The organism is Tateyamaria algicola (assembly GCF_047715485.1).
Taxonomy (GTDB): Bacteria; Pseudomonadota; Alphaproteobacteria; order Rhodobacterales; family Rhodobacteraceae; genus Tateyamaria.
Window position 1 is genome coordinate 3,157,404 of sequence record NZ_CP180422.1, and the last position, 24,726, is coordinate 3,182,129.

General features: G+C 62.6%; 22 protein-coding genes and 2 pseudogenes. 20 read left to right on the forward strand and 4 right to left on the reverse strand.

Annotation, left to right across the window (positions count from 1 at the left end; translation table 11 throughout):
* The first annotated feature begins 27 nt into the window (after positions 1-27).
* From ACMHLQ_RS18005 to ACMHLQ_RS18100, 20 genes and pseudogenes are all read left to right on the forward strand, one after another.
* Entirely contained in the window at positions 28-1,251 is a 1,224-nt protein-coding gene (locus ACMHLQ_RS18005; protein ID WP_415402075.1) for an acyl-CoA dehydrogenase, read from the forward strand.
* A 133-nt stretch (positions 1,252-1,384) separates the two neighbouring features.
* The gene (locus ACMHLQ_RS18010) at positions 1,385-3,535 is read left to right on the forward strand and encodes a thiamine pyrophosphate-dependent enzyme (protein ID WP_415402076.1); all 2,151 of its coding nucleotides are present in this window, start codon (positions 1,385-1,387) and stop codon (positions 3,533-3,535) included.
* 294 nt (positions 3,536-3,829) lie between these two features.
* Positions 3,830-4,876, forward strand: a complete 1,047-nt coding sequence (locus ACMHLQ_RS18015; RefSeq protein WP_415402077.1) for an ABC transporter ATP-binding protein — start codon at positions 3,830-3,832, stop codon at positions 4,874-4,876.
* A gap of 98 nt (positions 4,877-4,974) precedes the next feature.
* Positions 4,975-6,195, forward strand: coding sequence for an ABC transporter substrate-binding protein (locus tag ACMHLQ_RS18020; protein WP_415402078.1), 1,221 nt, complete (start codon positions 4,975-4,977; stop codon positions 6,193-6,195).
* 128 nt (positions 6,196-6,323) lie between these two features.
* Positions 6,324-7,352: a carbohydrate ABC transporter permease gene (locus ACMHLQ_RS18025; protein WP_415402079.1), complete on the forward strand. Its 1,029-nt coding sequence runs from the start codon at positions 6,324-6,326 to the stop codon at positions 7,350-7,352.
* A complete protein-coding gene (locus ACMHLQ_RS18030; RefSeq protein WP_415405312.1) occupies positions 7,349-8,506 on the forward strand; it encodes a carbohydrate ABC transporter permease in 1,158 nt (385 codons plus the stop codon). Before ACMHLQ_RS18025 ends, ACMHLQ_RS18030 begins: the two co-directional genes overlap by 4 nt.
* Before the next feature lie 49 nt (positions 8,507-8,555).
* A complete protein-coding gene (locus ACMHLQ_RS18035) occupies positions 8,556-9,086 on the forward strand; it encodes an ester cyclase (protein WP_415402080.1) in 531 nt (176 codons plus the stop codon).
* 9 nt (positions 9,087-9,095) lie between these two features.
* Positions 9,096-10,423: pseudogene (gene hisD / locus ACMHLQ_RS18040) on the forward strand (histidinol dehydrogenase).
* A gap of 3 nt (positions 10,424-10,426) precedes the next feature.
* Positions 10,427-11,431 (forward strand): ester cyclase, encoded by a 1,005-nt coding sequence (locus ACMHLQ_RS18045; RefSeq protein WP_415402081.1) that lies wholly within the window; start codon positions 10,427-10,429, stop codon positions 11,429-11,431.
* On the forward strand, positions 11,428-12,477 hold the full coding sequence (locus ACMHLQ_RS18050) for an ester cyclase (RefSeq protein WP_415402082.1): 1,050 nt from the start codon (positions 11,428-11,430) through the stop codon (positions 12,475-12,477). Before ACMHLQ_RS18045 ends, ACMHLQ_RS18050 begins: the two co-directional genes overlap by 4 nt.
* Positions 12,474-13,235 (forward strand): SDR family NAD(P)-dependent oxidoreductase, encoded by a 762-nt coding sequence (locus ACMHLQ_RS18055; protein ID WP_415402083.1) that lies wholly within the window; start codon positions 12,474-12,476, stop codon positions 13,233-13,235. The genes ACMHLQ_RS18050 and ACMHLQ_RS18055 overlap by 4 nt, the downstream gene beginning before the upstream one ends.
* Complete coding sequence (locus ACMHLQ_RS18060) at positions 13,235-14,254, forward strand: LacI family DNA-binding transcriptional regulator (protein ID WP_415402084.1); 1,020 nt, start codon at positions 13,235-13,237, stop codon at positions 14,252-14,254. The genes ACMHLQ_RS18055 and ACMHLQ_RS18060 overlap by 1 nt, the downstream gene beginning before the upstream one ends.
* A pseudogene (locus ACMHLQ_RS18065) lies at positions 14,251-15,218 on the forward strand (ester cyclase). Before ACMHLQ_RS18060 ends, ACMHLQ_RS18065 begins: the two are co-directional and overlap by 4 nt.
* An 86-nt stretch (positions 15,219-15,304) precedes the next feature.
* Positions 15,305-15,919, forward strand: coding sequence for a pyridoxamine 5'-phosphate oxidase family protein (locus ACMHLQ_RS18070; RefSeq protein WP_415402085.1), 615 nt, complete (start codon positions 15,305-15,307; stop codon positions 15,917-15,919).
* Positions 15,919-16,452 (forward strand): DUF6653 family protein, encoded by a 534-nt coding sequence (locus ACMHLQ_RS18075; protein ID WP_415402086.1) that lies wholly within the window; start codon positions 15,919-15,921, stop codon positions 16,450-16,452. Before ACMHLQ_RS18070 ends, ACMHLQ_RS18075 begins: the two co-directional genes overlap by 1 nt.
* Positions 16,449-17,414, forward strand: a complete 966-nt coding sequence (locus ACMHLQ_RS18080; protein ID WP_415402087.1) for a cupin domain-containing protein — start codon at positions 16,449-16,451, stop codon at positions 17,412-17,414. Before ACMHLQ_RS18075 ends, ACMHLQ_RS18080 begins: the two co-directional genes overlap by 4 nt.
* Positions 17,402-17,830 carry a class I SAM-dependent methyltransferase gene (locus tag ACMHLQ_RS18085; protein ID WP_415402088.1) on the forward strand — a complete coding sequence of 143 codons (429 nt, stop codon included), beginning with the start codon at positions 17,402-17,404 and terminating at the stop codon, positions 17,828-17,830. Before ACMHLQ_RS18080 ends, ACMHLQ_RS18085 begins: the two co-directional genes overlap by 13 nt.
* Complete coding sequence (locus ACMHLQ_RS18090) at positions 17,791-18,036, forward strand: hypothetical protein (RefSeq protein ID WP_415402089.1); 246 nt, start codon at positions 17,791-17,793, stop codon at positions 18,034-18,036. The genes ACMHLQ_RS18085 and ACMHLQ_RS18090 overlap by 40 nt, the downstream gene beginning before the upstream one ends.
* Entirely contained in the window at positions 18,033-19,157 is a 1,125-nt protein-coding gene (locus ACMHLQ_RS18095; protein ID WP_415402090.1) for a cobalamin-independent methionine synthase II family protein, read from the forward strand. The genes ACMHLQ_RS18090 and ACMHLQ_RS18095 overlap by 4 nt, the downstream gene beginning before the upstream one ends.
* 77 nt (positions 19,158-19,234) lie before the next feature.
* Entirely contained in the window at positions 19,235-19,705 is a 471-nt protein-coding gene (locus ACMHLQ_RS18100) for a CIA30 family protein (RefSeq protein ID WP_415402091.1), read from the forward strand.
* On the opposite strand, the gene ACMHLQ_RS18105 is transcribed toward ACMHLQ_RS18100, so the two are convergent.
* The 4 genes from ACMHLQ_RS18105 to ACMHLQ_RS18120 all read right to left on the reverse strand — a co-directional run bounded on the left by ACMHLQ_RS18105 (position 19,702) and on the right by ACMHLQ_RS18120 (position 24,725).
* Positions 19,702-20,934, reverse strand: a complete 1,233-nt coding sequence (locus tag ACMHLQ_RS18105; protein WP_415402092.1) for a mandelate racemase/muconate lactonizing enzyme family protein — start codon at positions 20,932-20,934, stop codon at positions 19,702-19,704. The two genes, ACMHLQ_RS18100 and ACMHLQ_RS18105, sit on opposite strands and share 4 nt — an antisense overlap.
* 55 nt (positions 20,935-20,989) lie before the next feature.
* Positions 20,990-22,081 (reverse strand): Zn-dependent alcohol dehydrogenase, encoded by a 1,092-nt coding sequence (locus ACMHLQ_RS18110; protein WP_415402093.1) that lies wholly within the window; start codon positions 22,079-22,081, stop codon positions 20,990-20,992.
* Between the two features lie 95 nt (positions 22,082-22,176).
* Entirely contained in the window at positions 22,177-23,406 is a 1,230-nt protein-coding gene (locus tag ACMHLQ_RS18115; RefSeq protein WP_415402094.1) for a TCR/Tet family MFS transporter, read from the reverse strand.
* Entirely contained in the window at positions 23,403-24,725 is a 1,323-nt protein-coding gene (locus tag ACMHLQ_RS18120; RefSeq protein ID WP_415402095.1) for a lyase family protein, read from the reverse strand. The genes ACMHLQ_RS18115 and ACMHLQ_RS18120 overlap by 4 nt, the downstream gene beginning before the upstream one ends.
* Position 24,726 lies beyond the last annotated feature (1 nt).

Sequence of the window (24,726 nt, forward strand, 5' to 3'; positions counted from 1 at the left end):
ACCCGTAACAGCCCAAGGAGCGATGCCATGAACGCCGAAGCCAAGATCCTGAAAGCCAAGGACGCCCCCGATCTGGGCAGCTTCGATTGGGCCGACCCTTTCCGCCTGTCAGCGCAGCTGAGCGAGGACGAGCGGATGATCCAGGCCTCTGCCGCCGCCTATGCCCAGGAAAAGCTGGCCCCGCGTGTGATTGATGCCTTTGCGGACGAGACAACGGAGCCGGAGATTTTCCGGGAGATGGGCGAGATGGGCCTGTTGGGGGTAACCCTGCCGGAAGAGTATGGCGGCTTGGGTGGCTCCTACGTGTCCTATGGCCTTGTTGCGCGCGAGGTTGAACGGATTGATTCGGGTTATCGCTCGATGATGTCGGTGCAATCCAGTCTCGTGATGTACCCGATCTATGCCTATGGCTCAGAAGAGCAGCGCAAGAAGTACCTGCCCAAACTGGCCTCGGGCGAATGGATCGGCTGCTTTGGCCTGACCGAACCCGATGCAGGCTCGGACCCGGCGGGGATGAAGACGACCGCCAGGAAAGTGGATGGGGGTTACGTGCTGAACGGCGCGAAGATGTGGATTTCGAACGCGCCCATCGCGGATGTTTTCGTGGTCTGGGCCAAGTCCGGGGCCCATGGCGGCAAAATCCGCGGCTTCGTGCTCGAGAAAGGGGTCAAGGGCCTGTCCGCCCCGAAAATCCAAAACAAACTGTCGCTGCGCGCCTCAATCACCGGTGAAATCGTGATGGAAAACGTGGAGGTTCCCGAGAGTGCCCTGTTGCCGGATGTGCAGGGGTTGAAAGGGCCGTTTGGCTGTCTGAACCGCGCCCGTTATGGCATCAGCTGGGGCGCGATGGGTGCAGCCGAGTTCTGCTGGCATGCGGCACGTCAATATGGGCTGGATCGCAAACAGTTTGGCAAGCCGTTAGCCCAGACACAGCTGTTCCAGAAAAAGCTGGCCGATATGCAGACGGAAATCGCGCTGGGCCTGCAAGGGGCCTTGCAGGTGGGGCGCCTGATGGACTCTGCACAAGCGGCGCCCGAGATGATCTCGATCGTGAAGCGCAACAACTGCGGCAAGGCGCTCGACATCGCGCGCAACGCCCGCGACATGCACGGCGGCAACGGGATTTCGGGCGAATTCCAGGTGATGCGCCACATGATGAACCTCGAGACGGTCAACACCTATGAGGGCACCCATGACGTGCACGCCCTGATCCTCGGGCGCGCGCAAACCGGGCTGCAGGCCTTTTTCTGACCGCAGAACCGGTGGGCTGTCTGCCCCCCGGACCCCCCGATGGTATTTGGGGTCAGAAGAAACGAGGAATTCCAGTTTCTTCTGACCATAAGTACCACCGCCGGAGGCACTAAATCTTTCCGACAGAGGCCCCATGGACCGCGTTTCGATTGTTCACGAGAATTTCCTGCGCCGTGTGGCCGCGCAAGACCTGCCTGATGTCGCGCCGCATGGGTTTGATGCCGCGACATCTCGGTCGCTTTTTGAGCACCAATGCCTGACCCGCGCACTGGATATTGTCAGTCGCGAGATGCAGAAGGCAGGGCAGGGGTTCTACACCATCGGCTCGTCCGGGCATGAGGGGATGGCGGGCGTTGCGCACGCGCTGCGTGTCGATGATGTCGCGTTTCTCCATTACCGCGACGGCGCGTTTCAGGTGGCCCGGGCGGCGCAAAAGGGGCAGGACATGTGCCGCGACATGCTGCTGTCCTTTGCCTGTGCCGCCGATGATCCCACCAGCGGCGGGCGGCACAAGGTGCTGGGCAGCCGCGATCTGTTCATTCCGCCCCAGACCTCGACCATCGCCAGCCACTTGCCCAAGGCACTTGGGGCCGCCTACGGGCTGGGCCTGTCGCGGCGCGCCCGTCCTGATCGCGCGATCCTGCCGCGCGACGGGATCGCGGTGGCGAGCTTTGGCGATGCCTCGCTCAACCACTCCACCGCCCAAGGTGCGATCAACGCTGCGGGCTGGACGGCCCATCAGGGCGTGCCCCTGCCGCTGCTGCTGATTTGCGAGGACAACGGGATAGGCATCTCGACCAAGACCCCGGCAGGTTGGGTCAGTACCAGCCTCGCCCATCGGCCGGGCCTGACTTACTTCGCCGGTGATGGGCTGGATATCTGGGATACTTTCCGCGCCGCCGCGCAAGCCGCGGATTTTGTGCGCACGCATCGCAAACCGGCCGTGCTGCATCTGCGCACGGTGCGGCTGTATGGCCATGCGGGCGCCGACGTGGCCACCAGTTACCTGCCCCGGGCTGAGGTCGAAGCTGATGAGGCCAATGATCCGCTGTTGCGCACCGCAAGTGGGCTGATTCAACTGGGTCTGACACCGCGGGACGTGCTTGGCGTCTACACGGACACGCTCGAACGCACGCGGGCGCAGGCGGCAGAGATCGCAGGGCGTCCTGCACTCAAGGATGCTGCCGAGGTCATGTCGGCAATTGTGCCGCCCCCCAGCGGTGCACGTGTGCCGAACGGTCCAAGTGCGCAGGCCCGCGCGGACGCCTTTGGCAGTGACCTTGCGCAGATGGACCAGCCCCAGCCGATGTCCAAGCTGATCAATTGGGCGATGACCGACCTCATGCTGACCCATCCCGAAACGGTCGTGATGGGCGAGGATGTGGGGCGCAAGGGTGGCGTTTACGGAGTCACGCAAAAGCTGCATGCGCGGTTCGGGCCGTCCCGTGTAATCGACACGCTGCTCGATGAACAAAGCATTCTGGGTCTTGCCATCGGCATGGCCCATAACGGCTTTGTGCCCATGCCCGAAATCCAGTTCCTCGCTTATTTGCACAATGCCGAGGATCAGTTGCGCGGCGAGGCTGCGACGCTGCCGTTCTTTTCCAACGGGCAGTGGGCCAACCCGATGGTACTGCGCATTGCAGGGCTGGGTTATCAAAAAGGGTTCGGGGGGCATTTCCACAATGACAACGCGCTGGCTGTGTTGCGCGACATTCCGGGGCTGATCCTCGCCTGCCCATCGGATGGGGCGGAGGCGGCGCAGATGCTGCGCGAGTGCCATCGTCTCGCGCGTGAGGAAAACCGGGTCTGCGTGTTCCTCGAACCCATTGCCCTGTATCCGATGCGCGACGTGCATCTGGGCGATGGCGCATGGATGCGCACCTATCCCGCGCCGGACCAGCGGATCGATATGGGCCAGGTCGGCGTGCAGGGTGATGGCGACCTAGCCATCGTCACCTTCGGCAACGGGCGTTATCTGGCCGAGCAAGCAGGTGTCGAAAATGCGCGGCTGATCGATTTGCGGTGGCTTGCACCCTTGCCAATCGACAGCCTGCTGGCTGCTGTTGAGGGGTGCAGACACATCCTTGTGGTGGATGAAACCCGCCGATCCGGAGGTATTGCCGAAGGGGTCATGACGGCCCTTTTCGAGGGCGGGTACCGCAAGATTGCGCGCTACACGGCAGAGGACAGCTTTATCGCGACAGGTCGCGCCTATGCGGCGACTTTGCCATCTGCGGCTGGCATTGCACAGGCTGCGCAACGCTTGATTGACGGCGATTAACCAAGCGATTCGAGCGTTGGTTGTGGTCTGTGGCATCTTCGACAACGCCGCTTCCCTCCTCAGCCCGAAGCATGCCGCAGCGCAGCGTCTGCTCGCCATGACTGCAAGCCAGAACCCGAGCCGAGTTAGCGAATTCAAACCTCTGGCCCTTTGAATGCACCCGCAGCGTTGCACAGAGTTTCATCGGCCAAATCGTCCGCAACATCCCATTTTGCACACGTGTGCAAAAAACAGTTGCCAAGAGCCGAAACCGGCGTCTAGCCTTGATCCATTATGCCGTGACGGGGGTATCCGATGGCCGAAATTCAATTGCGCAACATCAACAAGCGCTGGGGGTCCTTTGTCGGCGTCGACAATTTCGACCTCACCATCGCGGATCAGGAATTCCTGGTGCTCTTGGGCCCGTCGGGCTGCGGCAAGACCACGACGATGCGCATGATCGCGGGTCTTGAGGATGCGACCGAAGGCGACATCATGATCGACGGAAAACGGGTCAACGACCTCGACCCGAAAGACCGTGATGTGGCGATGGTGTTCCAGTCCTACGGCCTCTATCCGCATCTCAATGTCTACGAAAACATCCGCTTCCCCCTCAAGGTGCGCAAAGCAGACCCAAGCACCCATGACGAACGTGTGCGCCGCGCCTCGGCCATGGTCGAGCTGGACGATTTCCTGCACCGCAAGCCTGCGGAACTGTCAGGTGGGCAACGCCAGCGCGTGGCGCTGGCCCGCGCCATTGTGCGCGAACCCAACGTGTTCCTGATGGACGAACCGCTGTCGAACCTCGATGCCAAGCTGCGGGTGTCTACCCGCGCCCAGATCAAGAACCTCAGCCACGAATTGAAAGTCACCACCGTCTACGTGACCCACGACCAGATCGAGGCGATGACGCTGGCCGACCGCGTTGTGGTGATGAAGCAGGGCAAGGTGCAACAGGTCGGCACGCCCACCGAAATCTATGATCGCCCTGCCAACACCTTTGTTGCCAGTTTCATCGGCTCGCCGGCCATGAACCTCTTGGAGGGTACTATGAGCGGCGGCACCTTCACTGGCGAAAACGTTGAGATCAGCGGTGTGGACGCGCCGGACGGTCCCGTGACCATGGGCTTTCGCGCCGAGGATGCCGCATTGGCCGAGGCAGACGGGCAGATCACGGCCCCCATCTACACCATCGAACTGCTCGGGGACGCGACAATGCTGACCGTGCGCGCAGGGGGGCAGCTGGTGTCGGTCAAGGCGCACAAGGAATACCGGGCCGAGATTGGCGACACCGTGTCGTTCTCGATCCCGGCGGGCATTTGCCATGCCTTTTCAACTTCGTCGGGCGAAAGGCTCGGCTGATCGAAATTGCCCGGCACCGGGGGCACCCGGGCCGGGCCAATCAAAGCCGGTGCAGACTTGCAAGATGCACTGGCGCCAACGCAACAGGGAGTTTGCAAATGTATCTGAAGAAACTGGCACTCGCGGGCGCAGTCTCGCTCATGGGCACATCGGCCTTTGCCGCCTGCGCCTATGAAAACACCGTGCCGCTCAAGTCGCTCACCGCAGGGTTCGAGGCATGGAAGGCCGTGACCGACGCCATGGCGGAGTGCGGCAATTTCCAGGCCGAGCTGGACCAGGAATTCCGCACCAAGCAACCTGCCGCCTTCGCGGCGAACCCGTCGCTTTACCACATCGGCGGCGTGTCAAACGGCACCATTACACCGCTGTTGAACGCCGACACAATCCGTCCGCTGGATGACCTGGTTGCCAAGTACGGCGAGAACCTGTCGCCCAACCAGCTGATCCGCGTGGATGGCAAGATCATGGCCGTGGCCATGATGGTGAACACCCAGCACCTGATGTATCGCGAAGACATCTTTGCGGATCTGGGCATCGACACGCCCACATCCTGGGATGACGTCTTTGCCGCCGCCGAAAAGATCAAGGCGGCAGGGGTTGTGGATCACCCCATCGGCGCGACCATGAAATCCGGCTGGAACCTCGCGCAGGAATTCGTGAACATGTATCCCGGCTTTGGCGGCGCGTTCTTCAACGCCGACAACACCACGGCCGTGAATTCGGATGCGGGCCTCAAGGCGCTGGAAACGATGGCCAAGACGCTGCCCTATGCCGACCCCGAAGTGCTGGTCAGCGATTCCACCTACGTGCAGCAGCAGTTCCAGCAGGGCAAGATCGCCATGTCGAACCTGTGGGCCAGCCGTGCTGGTGCGATGAACGACGAAAACGAAAGCTCGGTCGTGGGCAAGGTCAAGATGGCCGCAGCACCCATCGCCATGGAAGGCGGTGCGCCAGCCACGACCCTGTGGTGGGACGGGATCGTGATCGCCGCCAACATCACGGATGAAGAGGCCGATGCCGCCTTCCGTCTGGCGATGGAAGGAATGGACGAAGAGATGGTCAAAGCCAACAACGAGGCGGCGATCTGGCTGGTCAAAGGCTATGAGCCCGGGCCCCTCGCCGAAGGCGCGATTGCAACGGCCACAGCCTCGCCTGCGGCACCTGCCTATCCCTCGACCACGCAAATGGGCCTGCTGCACACCGCACTCGGCAACGAACTGCCCGCCTTCCTGACGGGTGATCGGGATGCGGCGGCCACGCTGGTCGCTGTGGAAGAGGCCTACACCACCTCCGCCAAAGAGGCGGGCGTGCTGCAATAAGCGACTTTTCGGCTGGCCGGCACTCTGCCCGGCCAGCCGATCCACCGCCCCCGGGTGGCTTTGCCGGTGGCGCAGGCGCGCGCCCCTTGCTGAACCCTCCGGCATCCGCCGCGTGAAAGGACATCGCGATGAAGTTCAAAACCTTCTTCTGGTTCGTGGGGCCCTCGGTCTTCATGATGCTGCTGTTCATTGCGGCACCGCTGGTTTCGGTCTTCATCCAGTCCTTCCAGGTCACTCAGCCCGTCATGCAACAGATCGAGGTCGAGACCTGCACCCCCGGCTTCCTTACGCAGACCTGCACGACCGAGGTCAAGACGGTGCCCATCATTGACGAGGAGACGGGCAAGGCGCAGACAACCACGGCCTGGGTGGGCCTGCAAAGCTATCAAAACGTGCTGCAAATGGACAAGTTCTGGGCCGCTCTCGGATCAGGCAATTGGCGCGACATTCTGCAAATCGACTTCTGGAAGGCGCTGCGGTTCACGCTGACCTTCACGCTGCTGACATTGCCACTGGTGATCGGGGTGGGGCTGATGATTGCGCTGGCGGTCAACAACGCCACCAAATCCCTGCGCGGGCCGGTCATCTTCGTCTCGCTTCTGCCGTTCATCATCACACCCGTGATTGGCTCGCTGTCGATCTACTGGCTATTCGTGGGCGACGGCATCCTGACGGCCACGTTGGAACGCTGGAGCGGGCAGGACATCGCCATGTTTGCCCAGGCCTGGACGATCGAATTGCTCATGTACTTCTACCGCGTCTGGCACGTGGCGCCTTTTGCCTTCGTCATCTTCTATGCGGGCCTGCAAACCGTGAACATGGACACGTTGGAAAGCGCGATCATCGACGGGGCGAACAGGTTTGAACGACTGCGCTACGTGATCGTGCCGCACCTGATGCCGCTGATCATCTTCATCGCGCTGATCCACCTGATGGATTGCTACCGGGTGTTTGATGAAATCATCGGCTTCCGCAGCGAGGCGCATGTCATCTCCCTGCAATGGCTGACCTTCAATTTCCTCACGCCGGACGATGCGGGCAACCGCGCCATCAGCCGGGCGGCGGCCAGCTCCATGCTCACCATGATCGGGATCGTGATCCTGCTGATCCTGCCGCTGCGCCGCACCTGGCGTGACCACAAGGGAGGGGCGCACTGATGGCCTCCAAAGCAACTGCACAGCCTCTCTCGCTCAGAATTGCATCGGGCACCTTCCTTGCCTTCTGGTGCCTGATCGCGGCCTTCCCCATCGTCTGGATCGCGGTGATGAGCGTCAAATCCCCGCGCGACGCCTTCGCCGCCAGCGCTTGGGACGTGATCACCGGGCCTGCGACACGGGCCGCTGGAAACGGGCTCAGCCTTCTCGACATCGTGCTCGGGTTGGCCCTCCTGTACTTCGTGATCCGCTGGGCCTTCACGCGCCTGCCTGCAATGGTCGAACAGTTTTCTCCACCCGGCTTCATCGTTGTTGGTTGGCTGGTGGGGGCTGCGGCCTATGGGTTGCTGTTCGTGCTGATCTTCTTTGGCGTGCTGCCCATTGTCTTTGGCGCGCTCAACAGCATCGCGGGGCCACTGGGCGCACCGATCATCGGGCTGACCACGGAACACTATGTGGCGGTCTGGGGCGAAAACCGGTTTTACCGCAACTTCATCAACTCGATGATCGTGACAGCCGGTGTCGTGACCGTGTCGCTCACGGTCGGCACGTTGGCGGGCTATGGCCTGGCGCGCTCGGGCTCGAACCTCGCCTTTTGGCTGCTGATCGTGGCACTTGTGTTCCGCGCGCTGCCGCATTCGGTGCTGGTGGCAGGCTACCTGCCGTGGTTCATCAACTCGGCGGAAATCCTGCGCCCGATCCTCGGTGATCTCAGCCCGACGCTTTATGGTCAGCCTTGGGCGATCATCGCGGTGTTGGTGGCGATCAACCAGCCCTTCACCATCTGGATGCTGCGCTCCTTCTTTCAGAACATACCCAGCGAGTTGGACGAGGCCGCCCGCGTCGATGGCTGCAGCCACTTCCAGGCGTTTCGCCGCGTGATCATGCCGGTCATGTGGCCGGGGGTGATCACCACAGGCCTCTTCAGCTTCCTTTTGGGCTATAACGACTTCCTCGTGACGGCCCTGCTGCTCGATGCGCAGAACCAGACGATGGTTCCTGCCATCGCGGGCTATTTCAACCGCGAAACAACAACCACCGATCAGGTCGAAGCGGTGGCGGCTGCGGTGTCGATCACGGCACCACTGTTCCTGCTGGTCATGGTCTTCCAGCGCCAGATCGTGTCGGGCCTGACAGCGGGGGCGGTCAAGGGATGACGTACAACTTCATTGTTCCTCAAATATGCCCGCCGGAGGCGAAAACCAGATGAAGGGTTCACGCCCAGAACAAGCGGTCCTGACCCGCGACACCGACATGTCCAAAACGGACCAAACCCGCGCCGTGATCGAGGAGATGGTGGATGGCTTGAACGACCATCGCATCGACGATATCGGCCAGTTTTTTGCCCAGTCCTTTCGTTGGGTGGGCAATACAGGGTGCGGCACCAAGACTGGGCTGCAGGCGTTTCAGGACAACTGGCAGCGCCCCTTTCAGGCCGCCTTTTCCGACAAGGTCTGCGTGGATGAGGCGCGCCTTTACATGGGCGAATGGGCGGCGGCCTTCGGGCGGCAGGAGGCCACGCATTCCGGCGTGTTCATGGGGGTGCAGCCCACCGGAAAACGCATCGAAATCAGGTATATGGACTTCTGGAAGGTCGAGGAACAGCGGATCACCGACAACTACGTCATGGTCGATTTCCCCCATGTTCTGGCCCAACTGGGGGTCGATGTTTTCAATGGCGAGGGCTGGGAAGCCTTCGATCGCGGCGACAAGGTTCCGCCGCGCCCCGAAACGTAAGGTGACGCAATGACAATCGCATATCTCAAACGTGGCAAGCCCGAGGCCGAGCGGGCCGAAGACGACGCCAAGACGCGCACAATCGTCGAGGCGACGCTGGCCGACATCGAAGCGAACGGCGACGCCGCCGTGCGCGCGTTGTCAGAAAAGTTTGATAACTATTCCCCGGCATCCTTCCGCCTGACCCGGGATGAAATAGACGCGTTGATCGCCGAACTGACACCCCGCGAGCTTGACGACATCAAATTCGCGCAGCAGCAGGTCCGCGATTTTGCGCAGGCGCAACGAGACTCGATGCTGGATATCGAGGTCGAAACGATGCCCGGCGTGATCCTCGGGCACAAGAACATCCCGGTGCAATCCGTTGGGTGCTACGTGCCGGGCGGCAAGTTCCCCATGGTCGCCTCTGCCCATATGTCTGTGGCCACGGCCTCGGTCGCGGGTGTTCCGCGCATCATCGCCTGCACGCCCCCTGGCAGGGCAAACCCAACGGAGCGGTGATCGCGGCCATGCATCTGGGCGGCGCGCACGAGATCTATGTGATGGGCGGCATCCAGGCCGTTGGCGCCATGGCCATCGGCACTGAAACCATCGACCCTGTGCACATGCTGGTCGGTCCCGGCAACGCCTTCGTGGCCGAGGCCAAGCGCCAATTGTTTGGCCGCGTCGGCATTGATTTGTTCGCAGGCCCGACCGAGACCATGGTGATCGCGGATGACACGGTAGATGCTGAAATGTGCGCCACGGACCTGCTGGGTCAGGCCGAGCACGGCTATAACTCTCCCGCCGTCCTGCTGACCAATTCCCGCAAGCTGGCCGAAGAGACCCAAGCCGAGATCGCGCGCATCCTCACCATCCTGCCCACGGCCGACACCGCCTCCAAAAGTTGGGAGGATTACGGTGAAATCATCCTGTGCGACACCTATGACGAGATGTTGCAGGTGGCCGATGATGTGGCCTCGGAACATGTGCAGGTCATGACAGACCGCGACGATTGGTTCCTTGAGCATATGACCTGCTATGGCGCGCTGTTCCTTGGCCCCCGCACCAATGTCGCCAATGGCGACAAGGTGATCGGCACCAATCACACCCTGCCCACAAAAAAGGCGGGGCGCTATACTGGGGGTTTGTGGGTTGGAAAGTACCTGAAAACGCATTCCTATCAAAAGGTTACCACGGATGAGGCGGCGGCAGAAATCGGCGCCTACGGCTCGCGCCTCTGTATGCTCGAGGGGTTCGTGGGCCACGCCGAACAGTGCAACCTGCGCGTCCGGCGCTATGGCGGGATCAACGTGCCCTACGGCGAAGGTGCCCCGGCGCGGGATGCGGCGGAGTAGCATGTGAGCGACCAGAACCAGCGCAACAAGGCAACCGCGCTCACCCTGTGGGCGGCCCTTGATCGCGATCCCGACTCTGCCGTGGCGCTGTTGCCCGCGCTGGCCCAGTGGCAGGGGCCGGAACCCATTGGCGTGCACACCAGCGCACAAAGCATCGTGCACGCGATGTTTGCCCCCCTGCGCGCGTCCATCCCGAACTTGAAACGCCAGACGCACATCTTCATGGCTGACCAGTCCTCCGCGCATGAAAGCGGAGAGGACGGCGCGTATTGGGTGGCAGGGACAGGGTACTATACAGGGCGGGCGTCCGCCCCGGTCTTTGGCATTCCCGCCACCCCTCATGACCTGCGCATCCGCTGGGGTGAGTTCCTGCGCTTCGATGCCAGCGGCAACATCACCCATGCACAAACCATCTGGGACTTTGTCGATTGGTTCGATCAGATCGGGATGCCGGTTCTGCCGCGCCCAAAAGGGGCCGCGCATGTCTATCCCGCGCCGACGGGGTATGATGGGGTTCTCACTGCATCTCAGGACGTGTCTGAAACAAAGCATACGCTGACGTTTGGGCGCGATTTCATCTTTGGTGGCCTGAACAGTTTTGATGAAAACGATCTGTCCAGCATGGGCATGGCACGGTTTTTCCATCCCAATATCAAATGGTACGGCCCGGGCGGCATTGGCGCGTGCCTGTCGCTGGCAGAATTCGAAACCCTGCACCAGCAGCCCTGGCTGATCGCATTTCCCGACCGCAAGGTGATGCATCTGGAAAGCCTCTTTGCCGAAGGTCGCATGCTCGCCGCTTCCGGCCCCATGGGCGTCGTGGGGACGCATTCCGGGCCCTATCTGGGCCATCCGGCATCAGGCGCGGCTATCGAGGTCTCGGGTCTCGATTTCTGGCTGCGCACCGAGGGGCAATTCACCGAGAACTGGGTGTTTGTCGACATGATCCATCTGTTTGCCCAAATGGGCGTGGACTTGTTCGCGCGCCTGCAGGAGCAGGCCGCATGAGCGATCCACACAACACGCACAAGGCCCTGATCGCCCCTCTGCGGGCGGCAATGTACGACTTTGACCTGCCGACGATACGGCGCACCCTGCATGACCTCTGCGCGCCGGACGTCGTCTTTCACCTCGCCTTTCCGTTCGAGACCACGCAGGGCGTCGACGCCTATCTGGACAAGGTCTATGACCCCCTGCGCAAGGCCATCCCCGATCTGGAGCGGCGCGACTACATTGTCATGGCAGGGCCAACGCCCGAAGGGAATGATTGGGTCGGGTGCGGCGGTTACTATACGGGTACGTTTGTTGCACCCTGGCTCGATATCCCGCCGACTGGTCACATGGTCCACATGCGGTTCCACGAATTCTACCGCTTTGAAGGCGGCAAGATCGTTGAGATGCAGGCGCTGTGGGACATCCCGGAGGTGATGATGCAGGCCGGGGCCTGGCCTCTGGCGCCGTCGCTTGGGCGCGAATGGCACGTGCCGGGGCCCGCGACCTGCGATGGGCTTGTGCCCGGTCCTTATGACGACGAAATAGGCGAGGCGACCTGCGCCACCATCATCGACATGCTCGAGCATATGAAACGGCACCCTTCCCAAGGTGGCCCCGAGGTGATGGAGATGGAGCGGTTCTGGCATCCCAGGATGACATGGTACGGCCCTGCGGGCATCGGCACCGGGCGCGGGATCGCAGGCTTTCGCAACTGGCACCAGATCCCGTTCCTGAACGCCATGCCGGATCGCGGCCAATATGTGGACGAAATCAACTACCACTTCTTTGGCGATCACGCCTATGCCGCCGTCACGGGCTGGCCCAACATGTATCAGACCATCACCGACGGGGGCTGGCTCGGTCTGCCGCCAACCCATAAGAAGATTGCCATGCGGTCGCTGGACTTCTGGCGGCTCGAGAATGGATTGATACGGGAAAATTGGGTGATGGTGGATTTGCTGCACATGTATGATCAGATCGGCGTGGACGTGTTCGCGCGCATGCGTGAGTTCAACAAGGCGCGGGCAGGGTTTGATCCTGAAACCGGGTGCGCAAGATGAGCGCGCTGCCCCGTACCCCGTCCTTCGATCTATCCGGCAAGCGCGCACTGGTGACGGGCGCGTCTTCGGGCATTGGCCTTGGCTGCGCCGTCGCGCTGGCCGAGGCGGGCGCGCATGTGGTTTGTGCTGCGCGCCGCGCGGATGCGCTGGCCGAGGTGGTTGGTGCGATGCATGGCGAGGGATGGAGCGCCGAAGCGCTGCAACTCGATCAAAGCGATACGGATGCCGTCAACGCCGCCTTTGCCCAGCCCTTCGACATCGTGCTGAACTCGGCCGGTCTGGCCCGCCACGGCCCGTCGATGGAGACACAGCCCGAGGATTTTGACGCCGTTATCGGCATCAACCTCAAGGGGGCCTATTTCCTGTCCACCGCCGCCGCGCGGGCGCTGACAGAGGCGGGCAAGCCCGGCTCGATCATCCACATCTCATCGCAGATGGGCCATGTCGGCGGCATTGATCGGGCTGTCTATTGCGCCACGAAACATGGGGTTGAGGGGATGGTCAAAGCCATGGCCATCGAGTGGGGCAAGGCCAATATCCGCATCAACACGATCTGCCCGACCTTCATCCGCACGGCCTTTACCGAGAAATCGTTTCAGGACCCCGAGCGTTACGCGTGGATCATGGACAAGATCAAGCTGCCCCGTGTGGGCGAGGTTGAGGACATCATGGGCGCGGTTCTCTTCCTGGCCTCGGATGCTTCGGCCATGGTCACGGGCACATCCATGCTGATTGACGGGGGTTGGACAGCGGACTGATGGGTGAAAAGGTGACAGCACTGGATGTGGCAGAACGTGCGGGCGTGTCCCGCTCGGCTGTCAGTCGGGTGTTCACACCGGGGGCCTCTGTGTCCAAACGCACAGCGGCCAAGGTCCGCTCTGCTGCCGACGCGCTTGGCTACCGCCCAAACGTGTTGGCGCGCAGCCTGATCACGGGCCGCAGCCGCATCATCGGTCTGGTCGTCGCCTATCTGGAAAACCAGTTCTACCCCGAGGCCATCGAACGGCTCAGCCGCAGTTTGCAGGAACAGGGCTATCACGTGCTTGTCTTCATGGCCTCGAACTCGGGTGAGGAAGCGGACGAGGTCATGGCCGAACTGCTCGACTATCAGGTGGACGGGATCATCGCCGCCAGCGTCGGCATGTCCAATGACCTTACCCAGCGCTGCGAAGCGGCAGGCATTCCCATCGTCCTGTTCAACCGCGCGCAGGATGACGACCGCCTGTCTGCGGTGACGTCAGACAACTACCACGGCGGGCGCAAGCTGGCGGAGTTCTTGGTCGCTGGTGGGCACGCCCGTATCGCGCATGTCGCCGGGTGGGAGGGCGCCTCGACCCAGCGTGACCGCGAGGCGGGGTTTGTGGCGGGCCTTGATGCCGCAGGGCTGAGCCTTGCTGCACGCGGTATCAGCGATTTCAATTTCGAGCAGGCCAAGGATGTCGCGCGGGACATGTTCGCAGGCCCTGACCGCCCCGATGCTGTGTTCTGCGCCAACGATCACATGGCCTTTGCCGTCATGGATGTGCTGCGGTTTGAATTGGGGCTGGACGTACCGGGCGATGTGTCTGTTGTCGGCTATGACGATGTGACCCTCGCCGCCTGGCCCAGCTATGACCTGACCACTGTGCGCCAGCCTGCCGGGCAGATGGCGCAAGCCACAGTCGACATTCTGATGGATCGCCTGAACGATCCCGATACCAAACCCCGCCGCGTCGCATTGGATGGCCCGCTCATCCTGCGCGGATCGGCCCGCATTCCCAAAGGATGGACCTCATGAAGGGTTTCTCGAACCGGTGGAAGGATTTCCCGGACTACATCATCGGCATCACCAAGGAGATTTGGGAAGATCGCGGCATTGCGACCCTGCACCACTATTACAGCCCCGACATCGTCGTGCGCTCGCCAGCCTCCGTAGTGATCGGCAACGAAAAGGTGATCGGGGCGACCATGGCCACATTGGCCGAGTTTCCCGACCGCACCTTGCTGGGCGAGGATGTGATCTGGTCCGGCACGCCGGAAGAGGGGATGCTGTCCTCGCACCGGATCCTGTCGACGGCGACCCATACCGCAGACGGGGTCTATGGACCGGCCAGCGGGAAAAAGCTGCAATACCGGATCATTGCCGATTGTCACGCGATCAACGACCAGATTAACGACGAATGGCTGATCCGCGATCAGACGGCCATCGTGAACCAGATCGGATGGGAGGCAAAAGCCTACGCCGCTGATTTGATCGATCGTGAGGGGGGATGGACAAGGCAACGATGCCTCTTACCCCCGCGACGGATCAACCCGGACCCTACACAGGGCGCGGCAATTACAACGCTTGGGGTCAAAAATACGCCGACATCCTGACCCGGATCATGGGGGCGGACATGGCCGCGATCCCGGCGGAGTACGACCGCGCCGTGCAATCGGAATACCCGGGCGGCGTGACGGGCCACGGCCATGGCCCGGTCGATCAGTTCTGGATGGGATTGCGGGCATCCTTCCCGGATGCGACATTCACCATCGACCACCAGATCGGGCGCGACGACGACATGATGCCGCCGCGTGCCGCCATTCGCTGGGCCTTGCACGGCAAGCATGATGGATGGGGTTACTTCGGGGTGCCGACGGGGGCCGAGGTGTACGTCTTGGGCATCAGCCATGCCGAGTTTGGCCCATGGGGCCTGCGCCGCGAATATGCCTTGTTTGATGAGACGGCGATCTGGAAACAGATCCTGCTTCACACAGGATAGGGTGGCCTCCGTGCTTGTATTGGAACCATCTGGTCCCCAACTCAGTCTGACCCGCGCGATCTGCGGGCGGTTAGAGGACATGAGACATGCAACGCTATGATGAACTGATGTTTACGCCTGCCGTACAGGCCTTGCAGGAGGTTGAGGGCATGCGTGAGAAATACGCGCGCTCTTACGGGCCGCGCACGCGCGCGCTCGGCCCGGACGACATCGCCTTTCTGGAAAGCCGCAGCTCGATCTACATTGCGTCCGTGTCCGAAACCGGCTGGCCCTATGTGCAGCACCGTGGTGGGCCGGTCGGATTCCTCAAGGTTCTGGATGATCACACGCTGGCATTTGCCGACTACAAGGGCAACAAGCAGCATATCAGCCATGGTAACACCGGGCACGACGACCGGGTGTCACTCTTTGCCATGGACTACCCGCGCAAAGCCCGGATGAAACTGCAAGGCCATGCGACGTTTGTGAATGCGGCGGATGATCCGGACCTCGCCGCCCGGCTTGCTGTTGACGGGCAGGGGCCGGTCGAACGCCTTGTCACGATCCGGTTGGCGGCCTTTGACTGGAATTGCCCCCAGTTCATCACGCCACGCTTTGATGCGTCCGAAATCGCGCAGCTGGTGGGGCCAGAGATGGACAAGCTGAACGCGCGCATAGCTGCGCTTGAGGCCGAGAATGCCGCGCTGAAAGGGCAAGGGTAATGGACATCTACCGCGCCGCGGAACGCCTGATGTGGATGGAGGACGCCGATTGGCGCCGCCATGCCAATCCGGCGAGCGTTTGGACGCGGTTCAGTTGTCTGCCCCTGATGGTGGCCGCCATCTATGCGCGCCAGTGGATTGGCTGGTGGGCACTGCCCCTATTCGTGCTGGCGGCGGTCTGGACTTGGGCAAATCCGCGCGCCTTTGCCCCGCCGCACGATTTCGGCAGTTGGGCTGCGCGCGGCACGCTGGGCGAGCGTATCTTTCTCGCCCGCGACCGCCACGACATCCCCACACATCACATCCGCGCCGCCCATATGCTAACAGTCCTCTCAGCCATCGGCACCTTGCCCCTGATCTACGGGCTGATCGTGCTGAACCCCTGGGCCACTTTGCTGGGCCTGATCGCGACCATCCTGCCCAAGGTCTGGTTCGTGGACCGCATGGTCTGGATCCACGCCGACATGACGCAAACCCGTCCGGGCGATCCCTTGCCCGACCCCCTCTTACCACCCGAAAGGACCCCCACATGACCCCCGCCGAGATGGAGCCGCGCGTCGTGCGCTATGGTGACCTGCGCCCTTGCAAGACTGCCTTTATCGACGCGCACACGCCCGGGTCCGATCAAAAGGAAAACTTTACCATCATCGGCGGTGGTGTGTCGGAATCCCCCGATCAGCACGTGCACATTGCCATCCCGCACGGCTTCAACATCGGTGCTGCGGGCCAACCACCCAAATGCCGCAACTCTCTCCACAGTCACCGCACGGCCGAGGTGTTCTTTGTCCTGTCAGGGCGCTGGCGTTTCTTTTGGGGGCGTTGGGGCACAGCGGGTGAGGTGGTGTTGGAAGAGGGCGATATCATCAACATCCCCACCGGCATCTTCCGCGGGTTCGAAAACATCGGCACCGATTACGGGATGATCATGGCGATCCTTGGCGGGGACGACGCCGGGGGCGGCGTGATCTGGGCTCCTCAAGTGATCGAGGACGCCACCGATCATGGGCTTGTGCTAGGGGAAAACGGCAAGCTCTATGACAGCAAGAAAGGCGAGAGCCTGCCGAGTGGCGTGAACCCGATGCCACTGCTGACGGAAGCGGAGTTGAAAGCCTATCCCGAAATGTCGCCCATGGAGGTCGTCGGCATGGGCGTGCGTCGTTACAACGACATGGTCGCGCTGGCCCAGCACGGTCCCTGCAAGGTGATTGGCGAGACGGGGATCATCCGGGACAAGCCGGGGTTCGAGGTGGACTTTGTCACGCGTAGCAGCGCGACCGAGGATATGCACCAGCATGACCGCCCATCAGTCCTGATGCCGATGCGCGGACACTGGCGTGTGACATGGGATGGGGGCGCGACAACGCTTGCCCCCGGTGACACGATGAGCGTGCCCGAGGGCCTTTCGCACAGTGCAGTGCCATCCATGACGGGCGAGGCATCGCTCTATCACATCGTTGCCACGGACGACCCGGCAGGACCGACATGGCAGGGATAAAGGCCTCTCCGGACGCGACACAGGACATCTATGAACGTCAGGCGGCAACCTATGACAAGGCACGCTCGCGCGCCCTGTTCGAGGCGCGTTGGCTTGCGCGCTTTACCGGCACTTTGCCACCCGGGGGCCGTGTGCTGGATCTGGGCTGCGGTGCGGGTGATCCCATCGCGCGCTGGTTCATCGCCGAAGGGTTCCGGGTGACCGGTGTCGATTTTGCGACCTCGATGCTCGACATCGCACGCCAGCGCTGGCCGGACGGGGATTGGCGCACGGCCGATATGCGCAGCCTTGATCTGGGCGACACCTTTGACGGGATTGTCGCCTGGAACAGCTTTTTCACCTCACGCCTGACGAACAACGTACCTGCATTGCGCATATGGCGCGCCACCTTGCCCCGGGCGGCTCGCTGCTGCTAACCGTTGGGCCAAAGGCTGGGGAGGCCAGCGGAACGGTGGGCGGAGAGGCGGTGTATCACGCCTCTCTTTCGCCTGCGGGTTATGCCACCTGCCTCGAGGAAAACGGCCTGCGCCTGACCGGCTTTCTGGCCGAAGACCCGGACACGAACAAACACAGCGTGCTCATGGCGCGCAAGGACGAAGAAGACCAGGGAGACATCCATTGACCATCCTCACCACGCATACCGGCAGTCTGCCCCGTACCCAGGAGGTGGTCGATTTCATCTTTGCCCGCGAGAATGGGGAAACCTACGATCAGGCCGCCTTTGACGCGGCGATGACACTGGCGGTGGATGATACGGTGGCCAAGCAGGTCGCCGCAGGCATCGACATCGTGAGTGACGGCGAGACGTCCAAAATCAGCTATGCGACCTATGTCAAAGACCGCTATACCGGCTTTTCCGGTGACAGCCCGCGTAATGCGCCTGCCGACCTCAAGCAATTCCCCAGCTTTCTCAAACGCTTGGCGGACGATGGCGGCACGCCGAAATACGCGCGCCCAATGTGCACGGGCGAAGTGAAAAGCCGTGGACAGGGCGAGTTGGAAAAGGACATTGCCAACCTCAAGGCGGCGATGGCCAAACACGGGGCAACGCGCGGCTTTATGAACGCAGCCTCGCCGGGTGTCATCTCGCTGTTCCTGCAGAACGACTTTTACCCGACGCGCGATGCCTATCTCGCGGCCTTGGCGGACGCGATGAAGGCGGAATACGAGACGATTGTCGCGGCGGGCCTTGATCTGCAACTCGACTGCCCCGACCTCGCGCTCAGCCGCCACATGCTGTTTGCCGATTTCAGCGATGCCGAATTCGTCAAGATCGCCGACGCCCATGTCGAGGCGATGAACCACGCGCTGGCTGATGTGCCTGCCGAAAAGGTGCGCGTGCACATCTGCTGGGGCAATTACGAGGGGCCGCATACCTGCGACATCGACATGGACACCGTGTTTCCCACGCTGATGTCGACCAAGGCGCGCTATGTGCTGTTTGAAACCTCGAACCCCCGCCACGCCCATGAATGGACGGTGTTTCGCGACCGCAAGGGCGAGATTCCCGATGACAAGGTGCTCGTCCCCGGCGTGGTCGATACGACCACCAACTTTGTCGAGCATCCCGAGGTGGTGGCCCAGCGGATTGAACGGTTTACCGGCATCGTGGGTGAGGATCGCGTAATCGCGGGCAGCGATTGCGGTTTTGGCACCTTCGCAGGCTTCGGTTCGGTCGATCCCGAGATTGCCTATGCCAAGCTGAACGCCCTCACCATAGGTGCTGCACGAGCCCAAGGGTGATTTGCGCCTTGCGGTGCGCGACTGGTTGGATTGCGGCATATGTGTTGCTGTGCGCACCTCTCTTGGCCGAGGAAACCATGCTAGACCTGAAACCAGACTGGGAATACGTCGCCGACACCGTCATGGGCGGTGTGTCACGCGGCCGGGCCGAGGCGGTTGTTGTCGACGGACGTGCGGCAACGCGGCTAAGCGGCACAGTCTCGCTCGACAACAACGGTGGCTTTGTGCAGATCGCCTTTGATCTGGCGGACGGTGCGGTGTTCGATGCCAGTGGCTATTCCGGCATCGCCCTTGATGTGCGGGGCAACGGGGAAACCTACGATCTGCGTTTGCGTACTGACGCGCTGACCCGGCCCTGGCACTCTTTTCGCACAGCGTTCACCGCCCCAGCCACGTGGACGACAATCCGCATCCCGTTTGCGGATGTCACCGCCCACCGCACCGAGGCCAGTTTTGACCCGGCACGCCTGCGCCGCATCGGCATTCTGGCCATTGGGCGCAAGATGGAGGCGGATATCGCGGTGTCCGCCGTGCGCCTTTACCCCTAGTCGCGCGGGGCCGGTGCGCCACCCTCGAAACTGTTGCCGTGTTCGTAGTCACAGGGTGCTTCCTGCATCTCAAGGTGCAGACCGTCGCCGGTGTAGGGATGCGCGCGCGCCAGTTCCTCGTCCACGTCGATGCCCAATCCCGGCGCATCAGGCGGCGTGATGAACCCGCCATCGACCCGGATTGATCCCCTGATCAACTTGTCGTGGAACGGCGTCTCGATCGTTTCGCACATCAGGATGTTTGGGATGGACGCGGCAAGCTGGATATTCGCTGCCCACTCCACTGGCCCGGCGTAGAGGTGCGGGGCCATCTGGGCGTTATAGACTTCGGCGATGGCGGCGACTTTCTTCATCTCCCAAATCCCGCCGGCACGGCCCAGTGCCGGTTGCACTATCGTGGCCGCACCACTGCGCAACACGGGCGCGAATTCGGCCTTTGTCGTCAGCCTTTCACCAGTGGCAATGGGGATGCGCACCGCGCGTGCGACCTTGGCCATTTCTTCCACCGCATCCGGGGGAATGGGTTCTTCGAACCAGAGCGGTGAGTAGGGTTCCAGCGCCTGGCCCAACCGGATCGCACCGGCGGTCGTGAACTGCCCATGGGTGCCAAAGAGCAGATCGGCGCGATCCCCGACCGCTTCGCGGATTGCTTTGCAGAAGGCCACCGATTGCGAGATGTCGCGCATCCCCGGCATGTGCCCGCCGCGCAACGTGTAGGGGCCAGCCGGGTCGAACTTCACGGCAGTATATCCACGGTTCACACAGTCGAGGGCCGCCTCGGCCGCCATTTCGGGCGAGGTCCAGAAATCGTTCAGATCGTGGTGGGGCAGGGGGTAAAGGTAGGTATAGGCGCGGATCCGATCGTTCATCCGGCCACCCAGCAGCGCATGCACGGGCCGTCCGCGCGCCTTGCCCAGAATGTCCCAACAGGCAATTTCGAGCCCCGAAAACGCGCCCATGACCGTCAGATCGGGGCGCTGGGTAAAGCCTGCCGAAAACGCACGGCGGAACATCAGCTCGATATTCTCGGGGTTTTCACCCGCCATGTGGCGCGCAAACACGTCCTCGATCACGGCGCGCATCGCCTCTGGCCCGACGGAGGAGGCATAGCATTCGCCCCAGCCGACAATCCCGTCATCGGTCGTCAGCTTGACCAAAATCCAGTAGCGCCCGCCCCAGCCGGGGGCAGGCGGTGCGGTGACGATGATATCGAGGTCCTGCAGTTTCATGAGCTGCTCCGCTCCTTCATCTTGCCAAGTGAGCCTTGGTTGGGGCTGCGCTGATCTAGCGGTCGAACACGATCACGTTGCGGCGGGCATTGCCCGACTTGGTGTCGGCAATCGCCTCGTTGATCTGGTCAAGCGACCAGCGCCCCGAGATCAGGCTATCAAGCTGCAAACGCCCCTGTTGATAGAGGTCGACGATCCAGGGGATGTCACGCTGGATCACCACGTCGCCCATTTTCGATCCCACCATGCCCTGACCAATGGCGGCAAGGATTGCAGGTTCATAGGCGGCGTCTGCGCCCGACGGCGGCATACCGACCATCACGACCTTGCCGCCCCGGCCAAGGTAGCGCGGGGCCTGCTGATAAGCCGGTATCGCGCCAACGGTGACGATCACCGCCTCGGCCCCCTTGCCGCCCAACGCCTTGTAACTCGCGCGCCAGGGCGATTTGCCGGTGGCCAGCACGCCATGGGTTGCACCAAAGGCCTTGGCATCTTCCAGCTTGTCCTCGGTCATGTCGACGGCGACGATGCGGCGTGCCCCAGCGATCCGGGCCCCTTGGACGGCGTTCAAGCCGACGCCACCTGCGCCGATCACGACCACATCCTGCCCGGCGCGCAACCCGGCGGCGTTCACGACGGCGCCGACGCCGGTGATCACGCCGCAGGCAATGAGGCTGGCGGCATCCTTGGCAATGTCGGCCGGGATTTTCACCAGCTGTTTCTGGTCAACCACGACCTTTTCAGCAAAGGCGCCGCAGGCCATGGCCTGGTGCAGCTTGCCATCGTCCGCAGTGCGGATCGGCCCCTTGTCCCCGTCATAGGGTGTTTCGCAAATCGTGGGCTTGCCGCCCGCGCAGGACGGGCAGGTGCCGCAAGAGCGGATCAGGGTGACGACCACGCTATCGCCAACCTGAAGCCCGGTAACGGTTGGGCCAACCGCACTTACCACGCCCGCAGCTTCGTGTCCGTAGACGGCTGGCAGGCTGCCGCCCCAGCTGCCTTCGGCATAGGAGATGTCGGAATGGCAGATGGCCACGGCGTCCAGTGTGACCTCGACCTCGCCCACATCAGGGGCGCGCAGCAGGATGTCCTCGATCACGAGGGGGGTGCCAAATGCATGGCACACAGCGGCTTTGATGGTTTGCATATCGTCCCTTGTTGCGCGCATTGCGCGCGCGTCGCGTTTCGGTTTTTGGGACGGTGGCGCAGGATGGCGACCCTCGCAAGAGCGAATGCGACCGATTAGGGCGCTGGCTGACCAGTGACGCCGGGGGAGGGTGCGATTTTTCCGGCACGCAGAAACACAATGACGCCAACCGCGACCAAGAGGGCCGACAGAAAGAAGGGTGCACCGGGCAGGTAGACGGGCATGTTCGGATTGATAAACAGGGCGAACGTGTTTGCCATGATCCAGGGGGCCGGGATCATGGCCAAGGCGGTGATCGAGGTCAGCGCGCCTTGCAACTCACCCTGCTGATCGTCGCGCACGGCCTTTGACATGATGCCCTGCAACGCGGGCGTGATCACGGCGGGCAGAGCCGCGAGCGGTGTCAGGATCAACAACCACGTGCCGGAACTGACGACGCCGATCAGCGCGAACACGACGAAATCCGCTGTGTGGCCATAGATGACCGCGCCGCGCTCTCCTAACAGGCGCAGGATGGGGCGTATCAATCCGCCCTGTACGATGGCCATGGAAATGCCGAACAGCCCCAGCGACAGGCCCACGATACCGGGTGACCAGTCGAACCGCTCGGTTGTGTAATAGGCCCAGACCGACGGGTAGACGGTAAAGGCCACCTGGTAGATGAAAAAGACGATCAGGAGCGGGCCGAGACCGGGCAGCTTGGCCAGATGCGAGAAAACGCCAAGTGGGTTTGCCCTGCGCCATTCAAAGGGGCGGCGGATGCGGTCATCGACCGTCTCTTTCAGAACGAAGTATCCGAACACGCCGTTAGCGGCTGCCAGCGCCGCAGCGGCGTAAAACGGGGCGCGCGTGCCATACTCGGCCAACACACCGCCAATGACCGGCCCGAACACGAACCCCATGCCAAAGGCCGCGCCGATCAGACCAAAGCGCGCGGCCTTTTCCTCGGGCCTGGAGATGTCAGCCATATAGGCGTTGGCCGTCGATTGGGTGGCGGCGGTGATGCCGCCCACGACACGCCCGGCAAACAGCAGCCAGATCGAACCGGCCACCGCCATCACGAGGTAGTCGAGCGCCAGGACCAAGAGGGACAGCAGCAAAACGGGTCTGCGCCCGTAGCGATCCGATAGCGCCCCCAACAGCGGCCCGAACAGGAATTGCATCGCCGCAAAGGTCGTCGCCAGTATCCCGCCCCATTGCGCGGCTGATCCGATCCCGGGCCCAAGCACATCCTGCATCAGCGCGGGCATCACCGGCACGATCAGGCCAATGCCCATCGCATCAATCATCACCGTCAGCAGGATGAAAACGACGGGCAGTTTCAAAGCTGGGCCACGCGGTTGGCAAAGGCATGGGCGTCGGCAGGGGCCTGTCCCATTTGTGCGCTTGCATCGAACAAGGTGGGCGGCAGGTCCGGGTGGGCCGCACGAGCCACCTGCGCCAGCGGTGTGTCAGTTTCGATCGCGTGCGCCACCAGCCCCTTGGTTTCGGCCTGTGCCTCGGGGCGCGGCATGTGCGCGGCCAGGGCAAAACTCAGCGCTTCGGCGTGGATCAGGCCCAGCCCCCCTGCATGAGCTGCCATCCGGTCCGGCACGGGCGTGACCTGACGCATCAGCGTGTCTGCAGTTTCGACAGAGGCGGCAGCGCATAGCGCGATTTGCGGCAAGACCATCCATTCCGTGAACCAGGCCGCGCCGTCGCGCTGGTACTGATGCGTACTGGCCGCTTGCAGCGTGCTGCGCAATCCGCCCATCTGGTGGTTCAGCGCCACAAGGACCGAAGGTGCAACCGGGTTCTGCTTTTGTGGCATGGTCGAGGACCCGCCTGCGCCACCCAGACGTATTTCGCCTGTATCCGACCCCGCGAGCCCGATCAGGCTGTCGCCCATCGCGGCCAGTGTTGCCACGACATCGGCCATCCAGTTTGAAATCCGCAGGATCGGGCCGCGATCCGTGTGCCAACTGCGCCCCGGATCAGCGAGGTTGAGGGCCTTGGCCAGTTCTGCGCGTGTTTCCGGCGCGCGGGGGCCTAAGGCGGAAGATGTACCTGCGGCCCCGCTCAGAGACACCCACAAGGCGCCATCGCGCAAGGCGGGCAAACGCTCCACCGCGTCGGCCAGCGGCATGCCCCATTGGGCCAGCACCGCACCCCACGAGGTCGCCGTTGCGTGCTGCCCGTAGGTGCGGGCAGGCATGACCGTTTCGGCGTGCTGCGCCGCCTCTGCGCCCAAGTGGCCAAGCAAGGCGCGCAAGCGGTCTTCGATTGTCGCGAGGGTCTGGCGCAGGCGCAGCATCAGCGCCGTGTCGATGATGTCTTGGCTGGTCGCCCCCCAATGGGCATATTGCGCGTGTTCAGGTGCCTCCATCGCCGTGCGGAACGCGGTAACCAGACCGGGCACACTGACACCGTTTTGCGCCGTTGCCTTGGCCAGGCCTGCAGGGTCGATCTGCACCTCGAGGCTGGATCGGTGGATAAACGCGGCGCTGAGTTCGGGGATCACGCCTTGCGCGCCCTGCACCTTGGCCAAGGCCCCCTCGACCAGCAGCATCGCGCGCACTTCGGCACTGTCTGACCACAGGCGGCCAACCTCTCCGGTCCCGAACAGAGGGCCGTAGAGAGCCGAAGAGAAGACGCTGGCCGCCATC